Below are 17,465 nucleotides of genomic sequence, written 5' to 3' on the forward strand. Positions count from 1 at the left end.
ATTGAACTTAGAAATTTTAGAGCCTAAAATACAGGAATTTATAAACTACAATATTGGGGTTTCTGTTTCTAAATTAGCACTCCAGAAAAATCCATTTCCATCTGTTGAATGGATTTCCATTTTAAACCAAATCGCAGCAAAAACTAAAGCAAAAGATAAACTGCCCACTTGGTTTTCTACTCAAAATATAATTTATCCAAGCAGAATTTCGGTCGAGCAGACTTCCTCAGAAATAACTGCATTATACAAATCATCAATTGTTTCTGGAGAAAACCTGATTGATTTAACAGGAGGTTTTGGTATTGACGATTTCTATTTTTCCAAGAAAATAAAAAATGTAGTGCATTGCGAAATCAATGACGAACTATCATCGATTGTTAACCATAACTTTAAGCAATTAAACAACGGCAACATTCAGTGCTATTCGGGTGACAGCCGTGATACATTATTAAAAATCAATACAAAATGGGACTGGATTTATATTGATCCTTCTAGAAGAAATGATACAAAAGGCAAAGTTTTTATGCTGAAAGACTGTTTGCCGAATGTTCCCGAAAATTTAGATTTCTATTTTGAAAAAACAAATTCTATTTTAATAAAAACAGCTCCAATACTTGACATATCTGCTGGTATCAGTGAACTGAATCATATTAAAACCATTCATATAATTGCAGTTGACAATGAAGTAAAAGAACTGCTATGGGAATTGCACAAAAGTTATAGCGCATCTATCAACATCAAAACTGTAAATATTGCAAAGGAAAAAACCGAAACTTTTGAATTTAATTTAGATGACAATCTGCAGCAATCAATTTTCAGCTTACCGCAAAAGTATCTATATGAACCCAATAGTGCTATTATGAAGTCGGGCGCATTTGATCAAGTGGGACAATTTTATGAATTGAACAAGCTCCAAAAACATTCACACCTTTATACTTCGGATAATTTAATTCCGTTTCCTGGGAGAATTTTCGAAATAGAAAAATGTATTCCTTACAGCAAGAATGAAATGAAACAGCATCTGGAAAATCAAAAGGCAAATATCACTACCCGAAACTTCTCTGACTCTGTTGACAGCATCCGCAAAAAGTGGAAAATAAAAGAAGGCGGAAATTTATATTGTTTTTTTACAACTGATGAAAATAACAGCAAAATTGTTTTAATTTGCACCAAAATAAAATAAAATGAAATACATACTGATCCTTGCATTCTCCTTCTTAAGTTCATCGCTATTAGCTCAAAAACCTTGTGAATATGCTACAGATGTTACCGATTCTATTGGTACTTACAAAGCCACAAAAGAATATTTAATAAGTGAAAAAGTCTTTGGTGGAAATTCAAGTTATATTTTTTATTCGCTTGCATTAACTGATGGATTGCCTACTTTGACAGTACAGTTTATTCAAAAAAGCAAAGATTTTGTAAAAGCAAACTGTTTTGATAAAAATTCAAAAATTTTTCTGCAGTTGCAAAATGGCAAAATAGTCACTTTACTGCATATTGATAAAGAAAGCTGCGGTACTTTAATCCGCGATGACAAAGGTTTTGATAATAGAGTAAAATCAGGAATCTTTATGTTTGGCAAAGAAAATTTCGACGAGCTGAAAAAATCACCCGTAACTTTAATGCGGATAAAATATTTGACAGATACTGAAGATTATGTATTTAAAAAAGAATTCACTTCAGAATTGGACGGGAAAGTGTATGAACCCGAAACTTATTTTATCAAAAACATCGGCTGCGTAGAATAAAGCTACTAACGGCTGTAAATAAAAAAAACATTTTCAAATGAGAATATCTCTACATTTGAAAATGTTTTTTTTTATACTTGATTACTCATTTTATTTATCAGTGCTAATAACATATTTTTTAACATTCCGCACAACGGCAGGAACTAATACGCCGATAACCATAACCTCTACAAACGTAATTCCAGATTCATTTTCTGGAGCAATGCATTTCTGTAATATTCTTTTCATGTAACGATTTCTATGTAATTTTTATTTTGAAATAAATGGGGACATAAATCGATTTTTTCAAAATAAAAAAAATAAATTAATAGCTTTTGCGGCTCAATAAACAGTCACTCTTTAAATCATTGTCTATAAATGATTTGTGACGCAAAAATAACATAGAATTCAATAAAACAACAATTTAGTCGATGAAATGCAACATTTTTTAATGTTTTTAGGTTAAATCTTACCGATAACATAAAACACACCCCCTTAGCTACTTATAAAATGAAGGAAAAAAGTCAACCTTTTTAAGTATCTGTATTTCTTTAACAGAGAGAATTCATAAATTGAAAAAACAATCTTAAAATAACAGCAGAAAATTATCTGCAGGAGCTATTTACACTGCCATTTAAAATTGGATACTTTATCAGTTAGGCCAGCCCTCAAATTGTAGTGCCACCATTCTGAATCAAAAGAATTAAAATGCTCTTTAAGCATAATTTTTTTCAGCAGATTTCTGTTAAATTTAATCTCTTTAGAAAAATCAGGGAAATTATGGCTTGCTTCTTTTCCAAAAAAATCAAAAGAAGTTCCCATATCCAGTTCTTTTCCATTAAAATCTACGAGCGTTATATCTATAGCCCCTCCTCTATTATGAATGGAACCTTTGGCAGGATTTGCAACATATTCAGGATTGGGAACAATTGCCCACATTTTTTTTTGAATATCTAACGGCCGATAACAGTCAAAGAGTTTAATCTTAAAGCCTTTCTTCATAAATCTCTTATTGGCTGCAATGAGTGCTTTGACGGTCTTAAAACGCAAGTAGCATTCGGCACAATCATAGACCTTGGATTTCAAAAAATTATCATCCGAAGCATATTTCATATCATAAACAAAATCATTGCTGAAATCTTTCAGATTGACGAATGTTGTATCATTGACTGAATCAGAGAATTGTAGATCACTTGCTGTTATTTGAGCAATGCTGTTTTGAAAAAAAGCAAGACATAATAAAAACAGCCATAGTTTGAAATAAAGCTTCATAGCAGGTATTTTTCTATAAAAATAGAAAAATTATAAAGCCGGAAAGGTAATCCTAATAAAAATATCAGGGAATTTTATGCAACAAATAAAGGGCTGATTAATTTTCAGCCCTTTATTCCTTACTAACAAATAATCAATGAATTCTAAATATACTGATTGATAATATTTTCGAACAATTCCTGTTTGCCGCTCTGCAGGTTTAATTCTCCGTTTTCCTGAGCAATTTTATACAAAGCCTGAAGATCTAATTTTCCTTCTTCAAAAGCTTTTCCGTTTCCTGAATCGAAAGAGCTGTATCTTTCTTTTCTTAATCTTTCGTAAGGAGAAGAAGTAATAATCTTGTCAGCAGTCAATAAAGCTCTTGCAAAAGTATCTGCTCCGCCGATGTGAGCTAAGAAAACATCTTCCATATCGGTAGAATTTCTTCTGATTTTGGCATCAAAATTAATTCCGCCACCCTGCAGACCGCCTGCTTTGAGGAATACAAGCATCGCTTCGGTAGTTTCCTGAATATTGTTTGGGAACTGGTCTGTATCCCAGCCATTTTGGTAATCGCCCCTGTTTGCATCTAAACTGCCTAACATCCCAGCTTTGGCTGCAACTTCAATTTCATGCTGAAAAGTGTGCTGTGCCAATGTAGCATGATTTACCTCGATGTTCATTTTGAAATCTTTATCTAAACCGTATTGACGTAAAAATCCAATTGCAGTGGCACAATCAAAATCATACTGATGTTTTGAAGGCTCCATCGGTTTTGGCTCAATAAAGAAATTTCCTTTGAATCCCTGTGCTCTTGCGTAATCTCTAGCCTGTGCCAAAAACTGTCCCATGTGATCCAATTCTCTTCCCATATCGGTGTTCAGCAGCGTCATGTATCCTTCGCGGCCTCCCCAGAACACATAATTTTCTCCTCCTAATGCAATGGTAGCATCCAAAGCCAGTTTGACCTGTCCTCCTGCTCTTGCAACTACATTGAAATCAGGATTTGTTGCTGCCCCATTCATATAGCGGGGGTTAGAAAAACAGTTTGCAGTTCCCCAAAGCAATTTTACTCCAGAAGCTGCCTGTTTTTCTTTCAGATAATCTGTTATTGTTGCCAACCTGCTTTCAGATTCTGCAAAAGTTGCACCTTCTCTAACTAAGTCATAATCATGAAAACAGTAATAACCAAAGCCCATTTTAGTAATAAACTCGAATGCTGCATCTGCTTTTTCTTTTGCTGCTTCAATAGCATCTGCTGGCTGATCCCATGCAAAATGCTGTGTTCCTGGTCCAAAAGGATCACTCCCTTGACCGCAGAATGTATGCCAGTAAGCAATGGCAAATTTAAAATGCTCACGCATTGTTTTTCCTGCTACGACCTGGTCTGGATTGTAATATTTAAAAGCCAAAGGATTATCTGATGCAGCTCCCTCAAATTTAATCTGTCCGATACCTTTATAGTACTCTTTATTTCCTAAAACTATCATTTCTATACTATTTATTTGTTAATATTATTTCTAATTCTTTTTTCCATTTTTGATATGCCTTTTCATAAGGCTCTTTATTTTTCAGTGGCAAAAAGGTCATGACATGATCATTGGTCGTTATGCTTGAACCAAATTTATCATAATCACCATCTTTTAGTCCAACTGCCCGAGCAGCACCTACCGCACCTGTTGTATTGTAAATTTCTATTTCGTGACCAATAAGCGTTGCAACAGTATTTGAAAAAATTTCTGAGCGGAATAAATTATCGTTTCCAGCCCTGATTACATCTATAACTGCATTATCATCTTTAAGGCATTCCATACCATACACAAATGAAAAGGCAATTCCCTCTAAAGAAGCTCTGAATAAATGTGCACTGTTATGAATGTTTAAGTTTAAATTCAGGAAATGAGTTCCAATATTTTTATTGCCAAACATACGCTCTGCACCATTTCCAAATGGGATTACCACTACTCCATCTGAACCTACAGCAATTTTTGAAGCTTTACGGTTCATGGTTTCATAAGTTTCGTCACCCATATTATTACGAAGCCATCTGTATTGGATTCCTGCACCATTTATATTCAATAATTTTCCAATCCTTGGTTTTTTCTCTTCATAATTAACATGCACAAAATTATTTACACGTGTACTATTTCCAACTGTAGCGTCAGTTACAGCGTAAAAAACACCAGAAGTCCCTCCTGTTGCAGCAACTTCTCCAGCATTTAATACATTCAAAGACAAAGCATTATTTGGCTGGTCGCCTGCTCTATACACTACTGGAATACCAACAGGAAGCCCTGTTTCTTTTGATGCTTTTTCGCTCAGCAATCCCTGGTCTGCAAAGTTTTCTACAATGCGTGGAGTCAATGACTGGTCAATTCCATAATAATCCAGCAGCCAATTGGCAACTTTATTTTCCTTATAATCCCAAAGCATCCCTTCGGAAAGAGCATTTTTTGTTGTCGTAATTTCATTTGTCAGCTTATAAGCGATATAATCACCTGGAAGCATGTATTTATAGACTTCTCTGTAAATTTCGGGTTCATTCTCTTTGACCCATTTTAGTTTTGAAGCTGTAAAATTCCCAGGAGAATTCAACAACTGATTCATGCACTTTTCATGGCCTAGTTCATCAAAGGCTTTGCTGCCAATTTCTACTGCCCGGCTGTCGCACCAGATAATAGCATTGCGCAGCGGATTACCATTATTATCAACAACTACCAATCCATGCATTTGATACGAAATTCCAATGCCCTGAATTCTGTATGCTTCAATATTAGCTTCACGAATTATTCTTTTTGTAGCTGTGCAGATATACTGCCACCATATCTCTGGATCCTGCTCTGCCCAATCAGGATTGAGGGAAACAATCTCCATCTCGTTTTGAGGCTCGTTCAAAACAATTATTTTTTTTCCTGTAGAAGCTTCGACCAAAGCTGCTTTTACAGAAGAGCTGCCAATATCGTATCCAATATAATACATAATTTATAATCTATTTTATTTTTTTAAGCAATTTTAAAATACCCCTTGTTTATCATGCAAAAACCAGGTGTTGGCTTACGCTATTTTTTTATCAAAAATGAAATTAAAATCGCCATTAGACCATATTTCCTGAGACTGAATTTTTAAAGTATAAAATTTGGCAGCACGATGCGCCACATTTTCTTCTTTTTCGTCTAAATCCTGAACCAATCCCAATTGAAGTATCTTCCTCCGGAAATTGGACTTGTTGATTTCAATACCTAAAATTTTTTCATATAAATGAACCACTTGAAGCAATGTAAATTTTTCAGGCAATAAATTAAATCCGATTGTACTTTGACAGATGTTTCGTCTTAATTCTCTTAAACTGAAATCCAATATTAATTTGTCCTTATCATTTAAATTTTCAATTTCATTAATGTCAATCCATTTCATATCAGTATTTGTCTGCTCTCTTTCTAAAACTGTATGATCGTTTTTTATGAGGCCATAATATGCAATTGAAATATTTTCCTGTAATGATGAAACAGAAGGATATCCAAAAGCTTTTAATTGATCAATAAAATATCGGCTGGAGCCTGTGTGCCTTTTTAAAATGGTATGAGCTGTGCTTGTTATTGTTTCCCCTTTTTTGATGCAATCATTGGCAAGCCTCCAATTAGCAACACCTTCATTATCTGTATGTTTAACAAGCAGGATTTTGAGGCCGTTCTTGTCAAGATTAAAAATCACACAATCAACTTCTAATCTATATGGGCTATAATGCTTGATGCCATTTCTCTCATTTTTGTCTCCTTTTTTCATTGTGAAAATTTATTTATTAGAGGTTAAATATGGTATCGCTTTTATAAGCTGGAATTTATCTCAACAACTATCTTATTTTTCTTTATTATTCATTGAATTCAATTAAATGTTTTTTTTTCAGCAGACAGCGGTTAATCTATTTTGTTATAAGGATCAATTACAGCAATTGAACCATCAGCCGAATATTCTAATTTAGTTACCTTCATGCTTCGCAAATGAGTAACTCCTTTTGACAGGCTCGAATCATGGTAAAATAAATACCACTCCTCGTTAACTTTGCATATCGAATGGTGTGAAGTCCAGCCTACGACAGGATTCAGTATTCGGCCTTGGTAAACAAATGGTCCATAAGGATTGTCTCCAATTGCATAACAAATAAAGTGAGTATCCCCAGTTGAGTATGAAAAATAATATTTATCGTTGTATTTATGAACCCATGAAGCTTCGAAAAAACGGCGGTCATTGTCTCCTGCCAGCAATAATTCTCCATGTTCATCCAGAATCTGGATTTCTTTCGGCTCCTCGTCAAACTCCAGCATATCATCCCTGAGTCTAGCAACAATAGGGCCTAGCGCATGGTCCCTGGCGCTGGGTTCTTCGTGACTCTTATCATATTTATTGTTTCTGTACTTTTGAAGCTGTCCGCCCCAGATTCCTCCAAAATAAATATAATGTTTTCCATCTTCGTCCTCAAAAACTGCAGGATCTATACTGTAGCTTCCTTTAATGGCTTCTTTTTCGGCAACAAATGGTCCCACAGGTGACTCGCTGACAGCAACTCCAATCTGAAAAATACCATTGGAACGTTTTGCCGGAAAATATAAATAATACTTTCCATTTTTGTAAGCTGCATCTGGAGCCCACATTTGTTTTTCGGCCCACGGAACATCGTTTACATGCAAGGCAATACCGTTATCAACTGTTTCCGATGTTATATTCTCCATTGAAAACACATGATAATCTTCCATCCCAAAATGATCTCCATTATCATTAAAGGGAATACCAGCATCAATATCATGTGAAGGATAAATATATATTTTGCCTTCAAACACATGCGCCGATGGATCAGCAGTGTACATGTGTGAAACTAAAGGCTGTGAAATGGCTGTTTTATTAATCTCCTCAAAATTAATTTGTTTAATATTATCTTCAGGCATATTCTATTTTATGTTTTTAAATTAATTTCTTCTTTCTTTTAAGTCATTTTCGATTTGAATTTCCATTTTTTTATCAATCTTGTAGAAAAACAATAAACCGCATCCTGCTAAAAATGGAATTGCAGGAAAAATACTAACCAGCAATCTGATGCCGTCTATAGTCACATCTGCCTGCTTTAAGGAATTAGGGACATAATGAAAATATCCCAAAAATAAAGTTGTCAATGAACCACCTATACTTAGTCCTGTTTTTAATCCAACCATCATAGCTGAAAATATTATGGCTGTTGCACGGCGGTTATTGAGCCATTCGGAAAAATCAGCAACATCAGCTATCATTGCCCATAGAAGCGGAATTGTTATTCCATAGAAAAATCCATGCAGAATCTGTGATAAAAATATAAGGGAGATCTTATCCGCTGGAATGAAATAAAAAGCCAGGATAAATAAAGTTGAGATGAAGAGGAATATACCAAATACATTTCGCTTGCCATATCGATCAGCTAAATTTTTAGATAGCGTAATACCAACAATCATAAAAATAATTCCGCCAGCATTGAATAATCCAAATCCAGCGGCCACAGGGTCATTCCCGAAATGATTTAATCCAGCTTGAGTCAGCGAATCCAATATAGGCTGAATAAAAAGCGCCAACTGCTCCTTATCTACATAGTTTTCAAAATAGTACACATAGGAACCGCCTTTCAAGGCCAGAGTAATAAATACTAAAGTTGTAAGGGTCAGCATGATAATCCAAGGCCTGTTTTTTACCAGGTCACCCAAATCTTCTTTTATACTTGATTTTTGTTCAGGTTTAGGAATTACACGTTCTTTGGTTGTCAAGAAGGTAATCAAGAGCATTATGGTGCCAATGATTGCTAATACGGTCATCACTTTTTCGATTCCGACAGCTTTGTCACCATTTCCAGCGCTCTTGATAATGCCAAGCATAAAAACCTGCACAAAAAACTGCGCAAACATTACTGCTACAAACCGATAGGATGATAAACTGTTCCTGTCGGACATATCACCAGTAATCACGCCGCTTAAGGCAGAATATGGAAGATTGTTGCTCGCATAAAAAAGCAGCAGCAGAGTGTAAGTAACTACAGCATAAACTATTTTGCCATTATATGAAAAATCTGGTGTCGTAAAGGCAGCCAAAGCAACACATCCCAAAGGAACTGCAGTAAGCAAAATCCATGGTCTGAATTTCCCCCACTTTGAGCTGGTTCTATCGGCTAGAACCCCGATTATTGGATTGAAAATAAAAGCGGCAATTAAACCGACTACAAGCATAATTATTGAAGAATCTGTTGGAGATAAACCGTAAATATCAGTATAAAAATAAGCCAGATACGTCATCAAAGTCTGAAACACTAAATTTGCGGCCAAATCGCCTAAACTGTATCCAATTTTTTCTTTGATGGATAATTTTTGAATATTACTCATTATTGTAAATAATTAAATGGGGGGTTCAATCGGATGTTCGCTGGAAATACATTTTCCTAATAATATACGCTTCTGGTTTTGAAATAAAATTTATCATATTTCATAAAACAATCGGTTGTGTAAAAATACTAAAAAAAACATCCCGGCAAAAAAAATAACAATTTATTTATACGAAAACATTGAAATATAACTAATTGCTTCTTAATTTTTAAATGACGGTTTTTTTACCATCGATTTATTCTTGATTTCCTTCAGCTCCATAACTGCATTGTAAGCTTTCTTCGGTTTCAAAGCAGAATCAAATAATAATGGATAATTTGTTCTTCCCTTGATTGGCCAATCATTCAGCCAGGACTGGCCGTCATGAACTCCCCAAAAGGTAACACGGCTGATTTTATCTTTATGCTTTAAGAAAAGCTTAAAAATAGAAGCATATCGATCTGCCAGTCTGGTTTGAATTGAATCAGGAAGAGCTTTTGGATAAGGATTCATTTTAGCACTTCCTTCAAAATTCTGATTTACATCAGCTCCTTGCAAATCCCAAGGATTGGGCAATACGGTAATATCCAGCTCTGTAAAAGCTACTTTAAGTCCAAGTGCCGAATATGCCAAAATGCTTTTTTCTATTTCCTCTAATGTTGGGCTCTCCAGCCTCCAATGGCCTTGAATACCTACACCATCAATTTTGCCTCCATGAGCTTTTATATTTTTTACCAATTCAATCACACCTTCTCTCTTTTGGGGCTCACAGATGTTGTAATCGTTATAATACAAATCAACCTTCGGATCCGCTTTTGCAGCAAGCTTAAAAGCATCTGGCAGATAATCTGGGCCAATTGTATTCAAAAAAACAGATTTTCTTAAAGTCCCATCTTCATTCAATGCTTCATTAACTACATCCCATGAATCTATTCTTCCTTTATATTTAGATACAATAGTGGTAATGTGATCCTTCATAAAAGCCTTCATCTCGGTACTATCTTTAATTTCAGCCATCCAGGGGGCTAATTGGCTGTGCCAAATCAATGTGTGTCCGTGAATGAACATTTTATTTTTTTTTCCATAAGCAACGAATTTATCGGTCAAGGCAAAATCATATTTATCTTTTGCAGGATGTATAAACATGGATTTCATAATATTTTCGGCAGTAATAGCATTAAACTCCTTCCGGATCAATTCATTTACTGAAACATCCTTTTCATCAATCTGATCCGCGCTTAAGGCAGTCCCTATGCGAAAATCTGCCTTGAAAACGTTTTTTAAGGAAGCCGGATCCGGCTTCGAATTTTGTGAATTGCAGCAGCCAGATGCAAAAACAAATGCCAGCAAAATAACATTGTTTATCAATTTCATTACTTATAGTTTTTTTAATAGTTACAATTTAGATTTTAGGAATTAGATAATCTGCCTAAACTTGATTGCCTAATTTATAGGCAATTCCCATCTCCAAGCCTCTTAGTTCAGCAAGTCCTTTTAATCTTCCAATTAATGAATAGCCAGGGTATTGTTCCTTAGTACCTTCTATCGCATGCAAAAAACCATGATCAGGGCGCATTGGCAAACTTACTTTTCTTTTGTTCATCAATACAATCAGTTTTTCAACTATTACCTCCATTCTGGTGTCTCCATTTAAATGCTCAGACTCCCTGAAAATGCTTTCGTTTTCTCTGATTGTATTTCTTAAATGCAGAAAATGAATTCTATCTCCATAATCATCTATAATTTTTTCCAGATTATTATCTGGATTTGCGCCTAAAGAACCGGTGCAATAGCATAATCCATTTGATGCAAACGGAACAGCATCAAAAATGGCTTTAATATCATTCTCAACTGAAAGAATACGTGGCAATCCCAAAATAGAAAATGGCGGATCATCTGGATGAATAGCTAATTTGGAGCCATATTGCTCAGCCACTGGAGCAACTTCTGACAAAAAGAAAATCAGATTTTCTCTTAACTTAGCATCATCAATCGTGGCGTAGTTGTCTAATAAAGCAAGTATTTGATCTGCAGTAAAATCTATTTTGCTCCCTGGCAGACCTAACAATATATTTTTGAAAAGCAGCTTCTTATCTGACTCTGATAACCCGCTTCCAAACGCTGCTGCTTTTTCTTTTTCTAATTCAGAATAACTGCTTTCCGAATTAGGCCTCTTTAGCAAAAAAATATCAAAATAGGTAAAAGCATCCTTATTATATAACAGCGCTCTGCTTCCATCCTCATTGATAAAATCATGATCTGTGCGAACCCAGTCTAAAATAGGCATGAAATTATAGGTGATAACCTTGATACCGCATTCGGCTAGATTCTGTATGCTTATCTTATAGTTTTCAATGTACCGCAAATAATTTCCGGTGGCTCTTTTTATCTCTTCATGAACAGGCAGACTTTCTACCACTGTCCATTCCAAACCAGCCTCACGGACTATTTGCTGCCGTTCCTTTATTTCTTCAGTTGTCCAGATTTCTCCAACTGGTATATGATGTAATGCTGTAACTACTCCTGTTGCCCCAGCTTGTTTTATATCGATTAAATGCACTGTGTCCTGAGGGCCAAACCAGCGCATTGTCTGCTGCATTTTTATCATAATCATTTCATTTAAAGATTAAAATCCAATACTATTCCCGCCATCTACTGGCAAAATAGTACCTGTTGTAAATTTAGATTCATTTGATGCAAAATAGTATACTGCATCGGCAATATCTGATGGTTCACCTAAAATTCCCATAGGTGTTCTGGAGAGAACTTTATGTTTTCGATCTGGATCATTATCCAATGCTTTTGCAGACATTTTTGTCTTGATAAAACCAGGAGCAACACAATTTATACGAACCCCAAACGGAGCCAGCTCCACAGCCATAGCTCTTGTCATTGCTTCAATAGCACCTTTGCTGGCCGAGTATGCAATAACTTTGGGAATGCCATATTGCGAGGCCATCGAACTAATATTAACGATGCTCCCGCCTTTGTTTTCTTTCATGTTTTTTACAACTGCTCTGCTTACAGCAAAAACACTCAGAAGATTGGTATGAATAATAGACAAAAAATCTTCATCGGTCACTTCCAGAAAATCTTTTTTTAGATTTATTCCAGCATTATTTACCAAAATATCAATTGGTGTTTTTTTTGTCAGATTTTCTATCATTGCCGGAATACCAGCAATATTATTCAGATCATAAATAACTGGAATGGCATTATCTCCAATTTCCTTACACGCTTCTTCTGTTTTATCTTTCGATCTGCCAATGATGTAAGTGGTAATGCCATTATCACATAATTTCTTTGCAGTGGCAAAACCTAAACCAGAGTTTCCCCCAGTGACTATTGCTGTTTTTGTGCTCATATTATTTTTTTAATGTAAAATTAATTTCCTGGTGCAAAAGGGAATTTTAAAGATTCAAAATATTTTAACGGCTGAGAAGGCTTTTCGACACCATTTGGCAATTCTTTACCCGAAAATTGCTGAAAATACAATAAACATGCATCCCGCCACCATTTTGCTTCGTTGTGCTGAATATTCAATAGCATCTTCACTTCATTATAACGCTCATTATCAATATATTTACCAATCGTATTCCAGGTTTTCTGCATTTCCTGAACTTGATTTACACCTTCTTGATATTTAAGAGCCAGACCATCCCAAAGGCTGTTTCCATTCTTCAATTTATAATCCCAAGGCAGATGATGAAACCATAATAAATATTCTTCAGGACAAGTTTTTATATTATCAAAAATACCTGCTATTGCTGGAGAATATTGAGAAACTGCATCTGTCCCCTTTTGGGATCGGTCAAAACCAATGCCATTCTGAGCCGCTTTGTGGTAATACACAGGATTCCATTCCGGTCTTGACAGATTGCTGACCCAGGGTCCTGGTCCATAATGATGTCCCGTGTCCATAATATGATGCAATCCTAAGGGCGTCATATAATTAACGACAGCTTCGCGAGACTCCATCATTATTTTTTTTACAGAACGTAAAAAATCATCATCATTAGAAAAAGTACATCTCAGCCATTCATCGGCAATCGCTTCCGAATCTAAATAAGGATTCCATGCCAGTCGCCCGAAACCATACCAGTTAGCCTGTGCAAAAGGATGTCCAGTCCAGTTTAAATCATTTCCAATATTTGCAACACCTGCTATTCCTGTAATTTTATTTTTATACAAAGAGCCGTCAATTACTTTGGCCACGGTTGAGCCTTTCCCGTTTTGATACGTATCAGACTCCAGAACTTCCTGAAATAATTTGGGCAGATAAACCAAATGTGTGCTAAAGCCCAAATATTCCTGTGTTATTTGAAACTCCATCATTAGCGGTGTTCTGGGCATAGCACCAAATAATGGATGAAAGGGTTCTCTTGGCTGAAAATCAATTGCTCCATTTTTTACCTGAACAATTACATTTTCCCTGAATTTTCCATCATAGGGACGAAATTCAGCATACGCCTGCTTTGCCCGATCATTGGCATCATGCTCAGAATAAACAAATGCTCTCCACATAACAACGCCACCAAATGGAGCAACGGCATCTGCGAGCATATTAGCTCCATCAACATGATCCCTGTCATAATTTTGCGGTCCAGGCTGTCCTTCCGAATTTGCTTTGACTAGAAATCCTCCAAAATCTGGAATTCTCGCGTATATTTCTTTGGCTTTGGCATTCCACCAATTTATCACATTTAAATCCTTTGGGTCTGCAGTTTTTAGCCCACCAATTTCTATTGGTGCCGAAAAACGGGCTGTTACATACACTCTAATCCCATAAGGCCTGAAAACATTGGCAAGTGCCTCCACTTTTTCCAAATATTGAGGTGTCAAAATCAAGGCATTAGCATTTACATTCGTCAAAACCGTACCATTAATTCCTATGGATGCATTTGCCCGGGCATAATCAATATAACGCTGATCTATAAAATCAGGTAATTTCTGCCAATTCCATAAAGAAAATCCTGCATATCCACGCTCTACAGTACGATCCAGGTTATCCCAATGATTGAGTATGCGGATATTTGTTTTTGGAGCATCAGCAATATTCAGTTTTTCAATGGGTTTATTGGTTTGGATTAATCTTAAAAAGCTGTAAACTCCATACAGAACACCGATTTCTTTTTTCCCGCTAATAATTATATGGCTCTTATTATTAATGATAACTGTTTTAATAATATAGCCTTCATCGTTTATTTGATTAAAATCAGATTCGGCCGCTTTTAAGATTTCTTTAGTCAATAAGGCTTTAGAACCTATTATGATATCATGATTATTGTATGTATTTGTTGCGTATTCAATTTTTTTTTCGAGCATATCTGTCAATGCCGATTGCAATTCATGGCCGGCAATAGCCATTGTTTCCGAATTTCCTAAAACAATTATTCCTTTAATATCTGAAAGATATTTTGATTTAAAACTCAAATTAGTCAAAGGATCATATTGAAGCCATAATTTATAATCTTTTTGAGCAGAAACTGGCCAGGAAATCCACAAAACCAGTACGGCCAATTTCAAAAAGCTTATTTTTAATTGTTTCATTTTATCCTTTTTTATTTTGTTTCAAAATTTTAGCATGTTCAAGCATATTTATCCAAAACCGACTATTTGATAATAATTTATATAAAAAAATATTTTTTAGTGAAAATTAATAGTTATGCAATCGGTTGTGTAAAAGTATAAGATTGTATATTAAGAAAAAAATTTTTTGTCTCTTTTTTTCAAAAAAAAAATCTGTTTGAGCAATTTTTGCCCAAACAGATCTTAATTAAGGTTTCAATAACTAAAATTATTCTTTCTTTCTATCTGATGATTCGCGGACTAGAACTTCAGTATTTAAGAATGTTATTTCCTTTGCATCATCTTTTTTGGCAGAGTTTAGGCTTGTTATAATTATTTCGGCAGCAGATTTACCCATTTTTTCAGCAGGATGAGTAATGGTCGATATATTGGGATCAATTATTTGCGAAATGGGATCATTATTAAATCCAATAACGGCAATATCATCTGGCACTCTTAATCCTCTTTTCTTGGCCGTCTGGACAGCGCTTACAGCGATTATGTCTCCGGGTGCAAATAATCCATCCGGAATTGGATCCAAGTCAAACAATTTATTGCTGGCCTTTACTCCTTCTTTATAAGTAACCGATTTCAGATTTATTATCAGCTCTTCATCTATTGGGAGATTATTATCTCTCAGGGCTTCCATATACCCTCTTTTTCTTTCACTATAAAGATTGCCCAATTCGGATCCTGCAGTTAAGTGCGCAATGCGGACACAGCCTTGGTCTATGAGATGTTTGGTTGCTTTATATCCAGCAGAGTAATTATCGATAACAACCCTAAATGTATTGTAATCTTTTGGCACCCTGTCTACAAATACAAGCGGGATTTTATTATTAGAGAACTGATGAAAATGCGCAGTATCTTTCGTCTCCATTGCCAGTGAACAAATAACACCGCTTACCCTGTTGCTGTATAAAGACTTAGCCATATTGACCTCTTCGAGGTACGAGTCATGAGACTGCATGATTATAACTGTATAATCAGACTTTTGGGCAGTAATTTCGATACCGCTGATTAATGAAGATAAAAAAGGCTGCGTAACAGTTGGGATCAGCACGCCAATGGTTTTGGTATTATTGCCACGAAGTCCTGCTGCTAAGGTATTGGGAACAAATCCCATCTCTTCGGCAGTTTTCTTGACTTTCTTAATGGTTTTATCACTTATGGTATGATGATCTTTTAATGCGCGAGAAATTGTAGACGTAGCTAAATTTAGTCTTTCGGCTATATCATAAATCGTTACATGTTTATTTTCTTCCATTAGCTTAAAATACAATTTAAACGTAAATATATGTATTTTAAGAACATTCCTGATAATCGAAAACACATTTATTTATATCATGAAATTATCACATTTGCATTTTATAAGGTATTATATAAAAAAACTTCCTGCAAAATAACAATTGGATATCTTCAAGTCATAAACCAAACAAAACCACAAAAAACATTTTCTCTATTTTATTAAGCATAAAACAATGCGTAAAAGAAACATCATTCTTAATAAATTATATATATTTGCGCGATCTTAAAATCTTGTTAATACAATCTTAAAACAGCTGTAATCAGCGAAAAAATAAATAATCTGGATCCACCAAAAATGGATCTTCACATTTAAAAGCATTTAATACCCAAAATGAACTTATTTAAAACCGTTTTATACTCCATTTCGCTTTTACTATTTCAAAACATTATTTTTGGCCAGCAAGGAACTGAGGTGCCAATAAAGCAAGACCAGCTTCCCGAATTCATAACAGCAAATCCTATTGCTTATTCAGATACCCAGATTGATAAAGCATACAATTATGACATGCTTGCAATGGGTGATACTGTGGTTTACCTGTATCCTGGTGTTGTTTACCCTCCCGAAAACAGGGATTATAGACGATTGGGATATGATACCGCTATGTACTTTGGAACAACAATTATTGCATTTAGTGTATTATGGGCTATGCCTGAAAGCGTCAGTAATTGGGATAAGGAAGAAATTAAGGAAAAAGGTATTTTATGGAAATGGAAAGAAAATGTAAAAGCTGGTCCTGTCTGGGATGAAGACGATTGGGTTTTAAACTGGATTACACATCCATATTCTGGAGGAGTTTACTACATGACTGCTCGAAGCAGCGGATTCAATATTTTCGAATCATTTCTTTATTCAGCTTTTATGTCAACATGCTTTTGGGAATATGGAATCGAAGCATTTGCTGAAATCCCGTCTAAACAAGATTTGATTATTACTCCTGTATTAGGATCTGTTGTTGGCGAGGGTTTCTTTTATGCCAAAAAAAGTATTCTTAAACACGATCGCCGGGTTTTAAAATCACGCTTCTTAGGCTATACTTCATTATTCCTGATTGATCCATTCAATACTATACTTGATGGCCTCAACTATAAAGAAAAAGTAAAAACACAGCTTAATGTTGCTCCAATCGGTTTTGATCAAGGGGCGAAGAAAGCCATTTGGGGACTAAGTTTCAATATGCAGTTTTAATTCCATAAGAAATTTTCAACACATTGAAAATGAATTATTAAATCATTTCTT

Annotated in this window: 15 protein-coding genes; 3 read left to right on the forward strand and 12 right to left on the reverse strand. The window is 35.2% G+C overall.

All coding sequences use genetic code 11. The annotated features are described in order from the left end of the window. Position 1: 1 nt before the first annotated feature. A complete protein-coding gene (locus ABEG11_RS00610; RefSeq protein ID WP_348822259.1) occupies positions 2-1,183 on the forward strand; it encodes a THUMP-like domain-containing protein in 1,182 nt (393 codons plus the stop codon). A 1-nt stretch (position 1,184) separates the two neighbouring features. Further along, complete coding sequence (locus tag ABEG11_RS00615) at positions 1,185-1,751, forward strand: hypothetical protein (protein WP_348822260.1); 567 nt, start codon at positions 1,185-1,187, stop codon at positions 1,749-1,751. A gap of 90 nt (positions 1,752-1,841) precedes the next feature. On the opposite strand, the gene ABEG11_RS00620 is transcribed toward ABEG11_RS00615, so the two are convergent. From ABEG11_RS00620 to ABEG11_RS00675, 12 genes are all read right to left on the reverse strand, one after another. Further along, entirely contained in the window at positions 1,842-1,979 is a 138-nt protein-coding gene (locus ABEG11_RS00620; protein ID WP_348822261.1) for a hypothetical protein, read from the reverse strand. Positions 1,980-2,348: 369 nt separating this feature from the next. Beyond that, positions 2,349-3,002 carry a M15 family metallopeptidase gene (locus ABEG11_RS00625; RefSeq protein ID WP_348822262.1) on the reverse strand — a complete coding sequence of 218 codons (654 nt, stop codon included), beginning with the start codon at positions 3,000-3,002 and terminating at the stop codon, positions 2,349-2,351. A gap of 143 nt (positions 3,003-3,145) precedes the next feature. Continuing rightward, positions 3,146-4,471, reverse strand: a complete 1,326-nt coding sequence (xylA, locus tag ABEG11_RS00630) for a xylose isomerase (protein WP_348822263.1) — start codon at positions 4,469-4,471, stop codon at positions 3,146-3,148. A 7-nt stretch (positions 4,472-4,478) separates the two neighbouring features. Next, positions 4,479-5,960 carry a xylulokinase gene (locus tag ABEG11_RS00635; RefSeq protein ID WP_348822264.1) on the reverse strand — a complete coding sequence of 494 codons (1,482 nt, stop codon included), beginning with the start codon at positions 5,958-5,960 and terminating at the stop codon, positions 4,479-4,481. A 75-nt stretch (positions 5,961-6,035) separates the two neighbouring features. Then, complete coding sequence (locus tag ABEG11_RS00640; RefSeq protein ID WP_348822265.1) at positions 6,036-6,764, reverse strand: NUDIX hydrolase; 729 nt, start codon at positions 6,762-6,764, stop codon at positions 6,036-6,038. A 131-nt stretch (positions 6,765-6,895) separates the two neighbouring features. After that, a complete protein-coding gene (locus ABEG11_RS00645; RefSeq protein ID WP_348822266.1) occupies positions 6,896-7,921 on the reverse strand; it encodes a glycoside hydrolase family 43 protein in 1,026 nt (341 codons plus the stop codon). A 21-nt stretch (positions 7,922-7,942) separates the two neighbouring features. Next, positions 7,943-9,373: an MFS transporter gene (locus ABEG11_RS00650; RefSeq protein WP_348822267.1), complete on the reverse strand. Its 1,431-nt coding sequence runs from the start codon at positions 9,371-9,373 to the stop codon at positions 7,943-7,945. A 201-nt stretch (positions 9,374-9,574) separates the two neighbouring features. Then, on the reverse strand, positions 9,575-10,726 hold the full coding sequence (locus tag ABEG11_RS00655) for an endo-1,4-beta-xylanase (RefSeq protein ID WP_348822268.1): 1,152 nt from the start codon (positions 10,724-10,726) through the stop codon (positions 9,575-9,577). Positions 10,727-10,781: 55 nt separating this feature from the next. Beyond that, a complete protein-coding gene (gene uxuA, locus ABEG11_RS00660) occupies positions 10,782-11,966 on the reverse strand; it encodes a mannonate dehydratase (RefSeq protein ID WP_348822269.1) in 1,185 nt (394 codons plus the stop codon). 12 nt (positions 11,967-11,978) lie between these two features. Further along, positions 11,979-12,716 carry an SDR family NAD(P)-dependent oxidoreductase gene (locus tag ABEG11_RS00665; RefSeq protein WP_348822270.1) on the reverse strand — a complete coding sequence of 246 codons (738 nt, stop codon included), beginning with the start codon at positions 12,714-12,716 and terminating at the stop codon, positions 11,979-11,981. A gap of 20 nt (positions 12,717-12,736) precedes the next feature. Beyond that, complete coding sequence (locus ABEG11_RS00670; protein WP_348822271.1) at positions 12,737-14,902, reverse strand: alpha-glucuronidase family glycosyl hydrolase; 2,166 nt, start codon at positions 14,900-14,902, stop codon at positions 12,737-12,739. A gap of 247 nt (positions 14,903-15,149) precedes the next feature. Continuing rightward, the gene (locus ABEG11_RS00675; protein WP_348822272.1) at positions 15,150-16,187 is read right to left on the reverse strand and encodes a LacI family DNA-binding transcriptional regulator; all 1,038 of its coding nucleotides are present in this window, start codon (positions 16,185-16,187) and stop codon (positions 15,150-15,152) included. 372 nt (positions 16,188-16,559) lie between these two features. On the opposite strand from ABEG11_RS00675, the gene ABEG11_RS00680 reads away from it, so the two are divergent. Beyond that, on the forward strand, positions 16,560-17,414 hold the full coding sequence (locus ABEG11_RS00680) for a DUF3943 domain-containing protein (RefSeq protein ID WP_348822273.1): 855 nt from the start codon (positions 16,560-16,562) through the stop codon (positions 17,412-17,414). Positions 17,415-17,465: the final 51 nt, after the last annotated feature.

This window comes from Flavobacterium aestuarii, from assembly GCF_040049115.1.
GTDB lineage: Bacteria > Bacteroidota > Bacteroidia > Flavobacteriales > Flavobacteriaceae > Flavobacterium > Flavobacterium aestuarii.